Source organism: Hydrogenophaga laconesensis (genome assembly GCF_031457235.1).
Lineage (GTDB): Bacteria > Pseudomonadota > Gammaproteobacteria > Burkholderiales > Burkholderiaceae_C > Hydrogenophaga > Hydrogenophaga laconesensis.
In genome coordinates this window covers 1-1926 of record NZ_JAVDWE010000047.1, presented here as the reverse complement: position 1 = coordinate 1926, position 1926 = coordinate 1, and the positions used below count along the sequence as shown (strand labels likewise).

1 protein-coding gene and 1 pseudogene are annotated in these 1926 nt (G+C 61.5%); one reads left to right on the top strand and one right to left on the bottom strand.

Annotation, left to right across the window (positions count from 1 at the left end; genetic code table 11):
• Positions 1–533 precede the first annotated feature (533 nt).
• Positions 534–1358: a DUF4113 domain-containing protein gene (locus J2X09_RS26990; protein WP_204735975.1), complete on the bottom strand. Its 825-nt coding sequence runs from the start codon at positions 1356–1358 to the stop codon at positions 534–536.
• Between the two features lie 67 nt (positions 1359–1425).
• On the opposite strand from J2X09_RS26990, the pseudogene J2X09_RS26985 reads away from it, so the two are divergent.
• Positions 1426–1926, top strand: a pseudogene (locus J2X09_RS26985) (hypothetical protein); the annotation flags it as partial.

Below are 1926 nucleotides of genomic sequence, written 5' to 3'. Positions count from 1 at the left end.
GCTCAGCGGTGCCCGGCGCATCCTGAACCTCCGATAGCCAATCTAGCGGCATCCCACACCGATGCCTAGCCAAGGTGGGATGGCCGGCCGCTTACATGACTCCTACCGGCGCACACACCTATGTCAACACCAAGCCCTGCACTGGCCCACAAAATTGCGAAGGCACGTGCTGCTGCTCCGGCTGATCTGCCTCTAGTACGACATTGCGCTAGTGTTGTTCTGGCATGGGCGACAGAGAGCGAAGAGCGAGAGGGAGCGATCGCTGAGTTGAAGGCTGCTCATGGGCCCAACTGGTCGCTGGTCACGGCCCTGCAGCTCCTATCAGGCAGGCGCGGGCTGTTCGCCGCGGAGTGTTGCGATGGTCATGAGCGTGTTGCGCTCTATCACGCGCACCTGTTGGCCAAGGCCTCTTGCGATCGGGCTGCGTTGGGAACAGGAATACCGCTGACGACGCTAGAGATCGAGGCGCTTCGCAAGCTTGCGACTGAGCAAGCAGACCGAGGTTGATCTGAACATCCTCGGACCGGCTTGAGTCAGGCTCTCGCAACCGGGATGTCCTCAAATCGCGTCGTGTACTGAGGTGTGCGCCGCTCTTGCTTCATGTCCCATTCGCGCAGAGGTCCAGACTTGCCAGTAGAGACGGAGTGCACCGTACCCTTGCCAAAGCGCCCATTGATCGCATCCATTGCCACCATGAGGCGCTCGCGCGCACCGTTGTGCGTAGGTTCGGTCGGCGCATCGAAGTCCAGGTTCCCCTGCTGCATCGACGCTGGCAGAAGATCCACAAGGATTACCCCTGCCTTGCTGAAACGGTAGCCAGGCGCGTACATGCATAGCATGCCGTCTGCCGCTGCCTGCACCAGTGCGAGACTATCTGCGGTGGGTTTCGGAAGCTGCACGACGATGCTGCGCGATAGCTGTGGACCGGCCCTGTGGGGAGAGGTGTGAACGAACACGAGCATCTCGGTCGCGGCGCTGTCCTGTGCCCGCAGCTTTTCTCCCGCTCTACCAGCAAACTCGCTCACCGCTTCGATCAGCGGCCGCAACTCGTGTATTGGCTTCCCAAAGGAGCGAGTGCAAGCAATCTGTTTCTTGGGCCCAGGTGCGCTGTCGAGCTCGATGCACTGCTGTCCTTGCAGTTCGCGAAGCGTGCGTTCCAGAGTCACGCCCCAGGGGCGCCGTACCGTGGCTGGATCCATTCGAACAAAGTCGAGGACAGACTGAATGTCGCCGTCCTTGAGTTGCTTTCCGATGCGCGGTCCCACGTCCCATACCTCACTGACATCCGTGGCTCGTAGCAAGGCGTCGAGATCAGACGAGGGGAGGGCTGCGAGGTTGCAAACCCGCGCCAGATCCATGGGATAGCTGCCCGGTCTACGCGCTGCAGTCTTTGCTACTCCATTCGCTTGCTTTGCCAGAGTTTGCTTGGGCCTGATCCCCGTTGCCTTTGTTGATGAACACCTGCCGCGCTGCACTTGCGCTTCCCCGGTGCAGCGCAGCCGTCACCAGGTCCGCGCGGCTCTGCAGCACCTGGTGGCTGTTGACTGCGCATCAGTCGTTCAACAGGATGTTCGTCCTAGCAGCCCGGTCGATGAGCAATTTCTGCGCTTTGACGACCTCCTCCTGCACGCGAAGGGACTCGCTGGCCGCACGCGTCTTCGGCGCACGGCGATCGTTCGCGCGATGCTGTCCCTGTCCTCGAACTCTACGACGCCATCGGCCGAAGAACTGCGGCAATTCCTGGCCCAAGAGCTCTCGCGGGTGAGCGCTGCCAGCGGCGGTGCCACCGCGACAGCAGTGCGCAGCTACCTGAGCTTCCGTGCCTTCAAGGGTAAGCCGTCTATGAACCACGCCCTTGCACTTGGAGTCGCAACGATGTGCGCAGGGCAGCCTACAGTCCGTCGAGCGCGATGTTCCAAGGCAGCA